The following is a 7,544-nucleotide window of genomic DNA, read 5'->3' as shown; positions in this document are numbered from 1 at the left end:
AAGGAGTACTCAAGTGAAGGACCCCAGGGATCGCTCACCCGATGGGACGGAGCTGCGCCAGGCCCTCCAGGACCTGTCCACCGTGGAGCGGTGGGCCGAGCGCGTGGCGTCCGGTGACCATTCCCATCCGTACGCCGCACCGGAGTCCTGGGAGGGCCCCCAGCTCAGCGTGGAGACCACGACCGAGGACGGCATGCACACGGTCGCCGGGATCGTCGCGTGGCCGCCCGGGGGAGGCCGGGGCGTGGCCGTCCTGGACGAGACGGAGCGTGCGGTGCTCCGCTCCCTGGTGAGGTCGCTGCTCGACCTGGCCGGCCACGAGTCGGGAACCGCCCGTACGCGCGTGGTGCTCACGCCTGCCGGCCCACGGGTCACCGCCTGCCAACTCGACGTGGAACAGGGCCTGTCCTAGCTGGTTCCGGTCCGTTCCCGCGGCAGTTCCCACCGGCGGTATCGGGGCAGGAACGGACCGGGAACGCCGATCAGCAACATCAGTGGTGTCGGGAAGCGGAACACCGCAAACACCCACAAACACCACTTAGGGGCGGGACCATGGGACGCAAGCTTGCTGGGCTCTTCGGGATCATCGCGGCGACGCTGGCCTTCGGCATCGGCGTGACGGTCGAGGCGGGGCAGTCGCACAGCCCCAGGAGCACTCAGCAGGTTGTGGCCGACGACAAGGGCCCCACGGTCATCACGCTCGCCGACGACAAGGGCCCCACGGTGATCGTCGACACGGTCAACGACGACAAGGGCCCGACGGTCATCACGCCCACCGACGACAAGGGCCCCACGGTGATCACCCCCACCGACGACAAGGGCCCGACCGTTGCCACCCCCAACGACGACAAGGGCCCCACGTCCCCCGCCATGTGATCCCGCGCCTCGCAAGCAGACCGCCCCGCACCGGAGTCACGGTGCGGGGCGCGGTGCTGTCCGGGGCGGGTGCCGGCGGGGTCGGCCGTCAGCCGCGGCGGCGGTCCTCGGGGACGCCCAGCCCGGCGAAGAGCTTCTCGGCCTCCTCCCGGTACCGGGAGCCGTCCGGTGTGTCACCGAGCGCGTCGGCCATGCCCGCGAGGGCGTACGCCTCCTCGATGCGGTAGCTGAGGGAGGAGGACAGTTCATGGGCGTGGGTGTGCAATTCGAGCGCCGCCTCCAGATCGCCCTGTCGGCGCCGCAGCCGGCCCACCACGTTCTCCACCTTGGCCCGGCGCAGCGGCGAGGAGTTGGTCCGCATCATGTCGAGGGCCAGCTCCGCATGGTCCGGGTCCCGGGGCGATCTGCCCAGCAGGTTCTCCACATCGGCGGAGAGCGCCAGCGTCAGGGCGAGGTTGACCTCGTTGCCGGTGTCGCCGTACAGCGAACGGGCCTCCGTCAGACAGCGGTCGGCCTCCTCGTAGGCACCCAGGCCGACATGGGCGAACGCGAGATCCGTGATGGCTCCGGGCAGTCCCTCGTGCTGCCCCAGCCTCCGGCTCAGTTCGGCCGACCGCAGCGCCGCGTCCCGCGCCTCCTCGTACCGTCCCCACTGTTCGTAGAGCGTGCTGAGGATGGTCAGGCTCTCGGCCTCCGCGCGGGGCATGTCCAGGTCCCGCTCGTGCGCGATCGCCGTCTCCATGTGCTCCAGCGCCTCGGGGAAATCGCCGAGCAGGCTGTTGAACTGGCCGAGGATGCTCTCGCTGTGGGCCTGGGTGTGCAGGTCACCCAGCCGGACCGCGACGTCCCGGCTTTCCCGGGCCGCTTCGAGCCCCTCGGTGAGCCGGCCCAGCTTCCAGCACGCGACGCCCAGGTTGGACAGGCTCACGCCCAGCAGCGCCAGATCCTGCAGGCGGCCGGCGGCGGCGACCGCGACCCGGCTCAGCTCGCCGAACTCCTCCAGCAGCCCGAGGTCGTTGAGCTGGAAGACGAGATTGCGCGACAGGCACACGACGAAGCGGTCGTGGCCCCTGCGCTCGGCGAGTGTGACGGCCGCGAGGAGCGCCGACTGCTCGCGCAGGAACCACTTGCGTGCCCTCTCGGCGGTGGCGAGGTCGGGCAGTTCGGCCGTGCTGGGCGGGATACCGGTGCTGCGCCGGCGCCGGCCCGAGTAGAGCAGATCGCACGCCACCTCGGTGGCGGTGAGGTAGTAGCCCAGGAGCCGCTCCACCGCACCGGAGTCCTCGGCGGACTCGACGAGCAGGCTCTGCGCGAAGCTGCGGACCAGGTCGTGGAAGGTGTAGAGGCCGATCTCCGGCTGCTGCACGAGATGGACGTCGAGCAGCATCTCCAGCAGGTCCTCCGCGTCGCGGGCACCCGTGCCGAGCAGTGCGCCGGCGGCGTGGATGTCCATGTCGCTGCCGGGGTGGAGCGCCAGCGTCGAGAACGCGTTGCGGCACTCCTCGTCCAGGGCCTGGTACGACAGACGGAGGGTGGCGGAGACGCTGCGGGCCCCGGAGCTGAGCTCGTCGAGTCTTCGGGTCTCGTCCCGCAGCCGCTCGGCCAGGTACTGGAGGGTCCAGCGCGGTCGGTTGCGCAGCCGCGCGGTGGCGATCCGCAGCGCGAGAGGCAGGTGGCCGCAGAGCCGGGCGAGCTCGGCCGCCGCCTCCGGTTCGGCTGCGACGCGCTGGGCGCCGAGCGTCTCGGCCACCAGCATCGCGCTGTCCTGGGGCGGCATCACCCCGATGGAGATCCACCGGGCGCCGTCCAGATCGACCAGTCGGGCCCGGCTGGTGACCATGACCAGGCAGCCGGGGGAGGAGGGCAGGAGCGGGCGCATGGCGCCGGCGTCGGCCGCGTTGTCGAAGAGGATCAGCAGCCGCTTGCCGACCAGGGTGGCGCGCCACAGGGCGGTGCGGGCGGGCACGTCGTCCGGGATGAGGTTGCCGGGGACACCGAGGGCCCGCAGCAGGCTGTCGAGCGCCATGCCGGCGGTCACCGGCTGGTCGCCGGGTGTGTACCCGCGCAGATCGATGTGGAGCTGCCCGTCCGGGTACTCGGGGGCGAGCCGGTGTGCCGCCCGCACGGCGAGCGAGGTCTTCCCGCAGCCCCCCATGCCGTCGATGGCGACGATCTGCGGGCCCTGTTCGCCGCTGTCCTCGGCGGCACGGAGGATCTCGGCCAGTTCCCGGTCCCGGCCGGTGAAGTCCGCGAGGTCGTACGGGAGGGTGCTGGGGGGTTCGGCGGGCAGTGCCACGGGTGCGACGGGGGCGGCCGCCGGTTCGGGCCCGGCCAGCTCGGGGCTCTCCCGGAGGATTCCCTCGTACAGCTTGGTGAGATGGGGGCCCGGGTCTATCCCGAGTTCCTCGACGAGGAGCTCGCGCACCTTGCCGTACTCGTCGAGCGCCTCCGCCTGCCGTCCGGAACGGTACAGAGCGACCATCAACTGGCCGCGCAGGGACTCGCGCAGCGGGTGCTGTTGCACCAGTTCACGTAGCTCGACGACGAGTTCGGAGGCCTCGCCCAGGCCGAGGTGGAGTTCGAAGAGCTGTTCCGCCGCGGTCAGCCGGCGCTCCTCCAGGGAGGTCGACGCGGCCTCGATGATCGGTCCGCCGCCGCCCGACATGACCGGCCCCCGCCAGAGGGCGAGGGCGCCGCGCAATATCTCGGCGGCCTCGGCCGTGCGGCCCTCGGACGCCGTCAGCTTCGCTTTCCGTATCAGTAGGCCAAATTCAGCCAGGTCGATATCGCATTGTTCGTCGGCGACGCGATAGCCGGGCCCGTCGGTCAGCAGGACGTCGGAGCCCCCCGGTATCCGTCTGCGTAGATCCGCAACGGCCTTGCGTACTTGGTGCGGTGCCGTCGGCGGCGGTTCTTCGTCCCACGCCGCCTCGACGAGCCGGGATACCGGAAGCACTTTTCCGGGCTCCAGAAGCAAAGTGGCCAGAACTCGCTCCTGGATGACTCCCCCCAGCCGGAGCCGCGTCCCGTTCGACCACCCCTCTATCGGACCAAGAATGTTGAAGCGCAGCCGGACCTCTTCCACTGTTGACACGCATCCTCCCCCTCAGATCTGCCCACCCGCAGGTCTACCCAGGCGCGAGGCGATCGTAGCCCCTGGAGATGGGAAGTCGCGGTACCGCACCGGGAAGACTTCGGGAATGGCTCGATGGAGGCTGTTCATCGACGGCAGGCCTTCGCTGCCACGGAGAGTACGGAGCGTGAGCGGTGCGGATTGATCCCGGTCCGCTCCACACGTTCCGGAGTGTCCTGGGAGGCCGGGCGACCGGCTATTGCATTTTCTGAGCATGTGGAGACCGAGGAGACAATGATGAATTCCCAGCCTGCACCCGGGCTTGACGTTCTGCTGCAGAATGCGCGCAGGCGTGCGGGGCTCACTCAGGAACAGCTCGCGGGGCTTTCCACGGTGAGCGTACGGGCCATTCGAGACCTGGAGCTGGGGAGGGTCAGGCATCCCCGGAGGGAAACGCTGAAGCTCCTGGCCAATGCCATGAGACTGAGTGACGCGCGACGCGTCGAGGTCGAACTGGCCGTGGATGCAAAGGCTGTGGGGCGCGTCTTCCAGGACATCTACGGGGCCGACCTGGCCACACCGCCCCCACCGCTGCGTCCGCTGGTCGGCCGGCTTCCCGAACTGGAGGCGCTGACGGCCCGGTTGAGCACGGATCACGAGCGGCTGCTGACACTGGTGGGTCTGCCGGGAGTGGGGAAGTCGCGACTCGCCCAGGAGGCCGCCACCGTCATCCACGCCCGGGACCGGGTTCCGGTGCTGTGGGTCTCCCCGGACGACACGTCCGAGACCGGGGGAGCGGCTTCCGGCAGCCCTCAGTCGACCGTCGCCGGCTGGGTGCGCGCCCTCGTCCGCGACGGCGGGGAATTCGAGGAACTGGTCGCTCTCATCGGATCCAAGGCGACCCTGATCGTGCTGGACGGTCACGAAGTGTCACCGGAGGTCACCTCTCGGCTGCTGGGCCTGCTGCGTGCCTGCGAGCGCCTGAAAATACTCACGACCACCGACCGGCCGGTGCAGCTGCCCGGTGGGCGGCTGCTGCCGCTCGCGCCTCTCGCGGTGCCGTCCGAGGCCGAGTTGGCCGTCGAGGTGGCGGGCAGTCCCCTCGTCGCCGACCGGCACGCCGTCGAGCTGACGCTCTCCCATGTCAGCTATATGCGCCCCGACTTCCTGCCCACGGACGCCGTCGTCACCACCGTGGCCCACATCTGCCGGGCGCTGGACGGCATGCCGCAGGCGCTGGAGGCCGCGGCCTCATGGCTGCTGCTCTACTCGCCCCAGCAACTGCTGGACATCGCGCGCACCGCGCCGCTGGTCCTGCTCGACGGTGTCACGCCCGCCGACCCCGCCGCGGGCCCCGCCCTGAGCGAGCGGCTCACCGCGGCCGTTACCGGCCTCGACCCGCAGGCGGCCGGTCTGCTCCGGACACTGGCGACGCTGGAGGACCCGTGGACGGTGGACGGGGCCGCGCGCGCCTGCGGAAGCTCCCTGGCCCGTACCGCCCGAGACGTACACGCGCTGCTGGTCCGCGGCCTGATCCGCCGGCTCCCCACGACGGCGGGCGATCCGGTCGGCTTCACCGTGCTCAACCTCGTCCGCGCGGTACTCGCGGCGGAGCGGGAGACGGCGCCCGCCGAGCTCGCCGCGGCGCTGGCCGACTGAGCCGCGCCCGCCCCCGCTACCGCCCAGCCCCCGCTGGCGCCCCGCACCCTTCCCGCCCCGTTCCCGTCCTCGTGAAAGGCACCCCACCCATGCGCAACCTGATCTCGCTCGCCGACCTCACCCCCGCTGAGCTGGACCACATCGTCCGCCGCGCCGTCTCGTTCGGCCGCGACGGCATCGTCCCGAAGCCGCTGGCCGGACACCGGGTCGGCCTCTACTTCCGCAAGTCGTCGACCCGGACCCGTACGTCCTTCTGGAGCGGGGCGACCCGGCTCGGCGCTGACGTGATCACCTTCGGCCCGAACGAGCTCCAGCTCACCACCGGCGAGACGGTCGAGGACACCGCCCGGGTGCTCGGTGAGTACCTGGACGCCCTCGTCGTACGCACCAACGGGGACGTGGACGAGATCCGCCGGCTCGGCAGCAGCGAGAACCTGGCCGTCGTCAACGCCCTCAGCCTCGACGAGCACCCGACCCAGGCGATCGCCGATCTCGCCACGCTCACCGAGCAGTTCGGCTCCCTGGACGGTCTGCACCTGCTCGCCGTCGGCGAGGGCAACAGCTCGGGCGCGGCGCTCGCGCTCGCCGCGGCCCTCACTCCCGGCCTGCGCCTCACCCTGCTGTGCCCGAGTGGATACGAGGTACCCAAGGAGACTCTCGACCTGGCGGCCGAACTCAGCGGCGGCAAGGCGCTGGTGAGCCAGGTCGTGACGCCCGACGAGGTCGAGGGCCCGGTGGACGCGGTGTACACCAGCCGGTGGCAGACCATGGGGGTGACGAAGGAGAACCCCGACTGGATCCGTGACTTCGACGGCTTCCAGATCAACCGCGCGTTCCTGGACCGCTTCGGCGGCCCGGGGACCGTCTTCCTGCACGACCTGCCCGCCGTCCGCGGCGAGGAGGTCACCGACGAGGTGCTCGACGGCCCGGCGAGCCTGGCCTGGCGGCAGGCCCACCACAAGATGACCGCCGCCGCCGCGGTCCTGGAGTGGTGCGTCGTCGGCGCCCGGGACTGAGTACCCGCCCCCCGTTCCGACGGGGAGCCGAACGACGAAGCTCCTGGCAGTCATGGGTGCCCGGCCACGGCCGCCCATGACTGCCAGGAGCTTCTCGTGTGTGTGCGGGGCCCCCCCCCCCCCCCCCGGTGGGGCGGGGGCGGCCCCCCCCCGGGGGGGGGGCCGCCGCGTATGCCTGGCTGGGTGGAGCGGGGTGCGAACGGGGCGCGTGCCCGGCGCACGGGAGCGCGACGTGATCTGCGTGTGCCGGAAAGACCGCGGGCGTGCGCCAGCGGCTATCCGGATTTGATCGATTCGTATTCGGCGATTCCAGCACAATCGGGACACCGGGTGGCTGAATGTTTCTGTTCGGACCGTGTTGGCATATGTCTCGTACCGGTCTCCGGCCTTGTCGTCCCATTGAGGACTTGTAAGCAATGGGCCGAATTTGCGTCTTGGGCCGTCGAGGGTCCTCTATTGTGATTGTCGTGAACGGGCGAAGCCGGGGGAGTCCGGGTTCGCCATCGGTGTAACGTCGGTATCCCGAGGCGTAACGTATCTCCGCCCCGCGTGGTCGAGATCGCACCGTGAGGGGACGGGCGGTTCGACGGGCGGCTGCAGGAAATGATCGACGCAGCGCGCCTGGAAAAGGCTGATGAACATGTCGTGGAAATGGCAGGAACAGGTGGGGGGACGGTCGTGACCAATCCTTTCGATGACGAGTCGGGGCGGTTCGTGACGCTGGTGAATGGCGAGGGTCAGTACTCGCTGTGGCCGGCGCATATCGATATCCCGGGCGGCTGGCGCGTTGACGGCGCGGAAGGTTCGCGTCAGGAGTGTCTGGATGCGATCGAGGCTGCGTGGACCGACATGCGGCCCGCCAGCCTGGTGAGGGCGATGGGAGCGGACGCCGGATAGCGGGCGTTCGAACCGTCGAGGGT

General features: G+C 70.6%; 6 protein-coding genes. 5 read left to right on the top strand and 1 reads right to left on the bottom strand.

Annotated elements, in window-relative coordinates:
• The first annotated feature begins 13 nt into the window (after positions 1-13).
• Together ACFVJX_RS10720 and ACFVJX_RS10715 are read left to right on the top strand one after the other, a co-directional pair.
• Positions 14-412, top strand: a complete 399-nt coding sequence (locus ACFVJX_RS10720) for a hypothetical protein (RefSeq protein ID WP_384136087.1) — start codon at positions 14-16, stop codon at positions 410-412.
• A gap of 140 nt (positions 413-552) precedes the next feature.
• Positions 553-876 carry a hypothetical protein gene (locus ACFVJX_RS10715; protein WP_384136088.1) on the top strand — a complete coding sequence of 108 codons (324 nt, stop codon included), beginning with the start codon at positions 553-555 and terminating at the stop codon, positions 874-876.
• A gap of 88 nt (positions 877-964) precedes the next feature.
• Here ACFVJX_RS10715 and ACFVJX_RS10710 read toward each other — a convergent pair whose 3' ends face one another.
• Positions 965-3,970: a BTAD domain-containing putative transcriptional regulator gene (locus ACFVJX_RS10710; RefSeq protein WP_384136090.1), complete on the bottom strand. Its 3,006-nt coding sequence runs from the start codon at positions 3,968-3,970 to the stop codon at positions 965-967.
• Between the two features lie 114 nt (positions 3,971-4,084).
• On the opposite strand from ACFVJX_RS10710, the gene ACFVJX_RS10705 reads away from it, so the two are divergent.
• The 3 genes from ACFVJX_RS10705 to ACFVJX_RS10695 all read left to right on the top strand — a co-directional run bounded on the left by ACFVJX_RS10705 (position 4,085) and on the right by ACFVJX_RS10695 (position 7,521).
• On the top strand, positions 4,085-5,608 hold the full coding sequence (locus tag ACFVJX_RS10705; protein WP_384314478.1) for a helix-turn-helix domain-containing protein: 1,524 nt from the start codon (positions 4,085-4,087) through the stop codon (positions 5,606-5,608).
• A gap of 89 nt (positions 5,609-5,697) precedes the next feature.
• Positions 5,698-6,624 (top strand): ornithine carbamoyltransferase, encoded by a 927-nt coding sequence (locus ACFVJX_RS10700; protein ID WP_384136094.1) that lies wholly within the window; start codon positions 5,698-5,700, stop codon positions 6,622-6,624.
• A 603-nt stretch (positions 6,625-7,227) separates the two neighbouring features.
• A complete protein-coding gene (locus ACFVJX_RS10695; protein WP_384126628.1) occupies positions 7,228-7,521 on the top strand; it encodes an MbtH family protein in 294 nt (97 codons plus the stop codon).
• Positions 7,522-7,544 lie beyond the last annotated feature (23 nt).

Source organism: Streptomyces sp. NPDC127177, from assembly GCF_042672475.1.
Taxonomy (GTDB): Bacteria; Actinomycetota; Actinomycetes; order Streptomycetales; family Streptomycetaceae; genus Streptomyces.
This window is presented reverse-complemented; position numbering and strand designations above follow the sequence as displayed.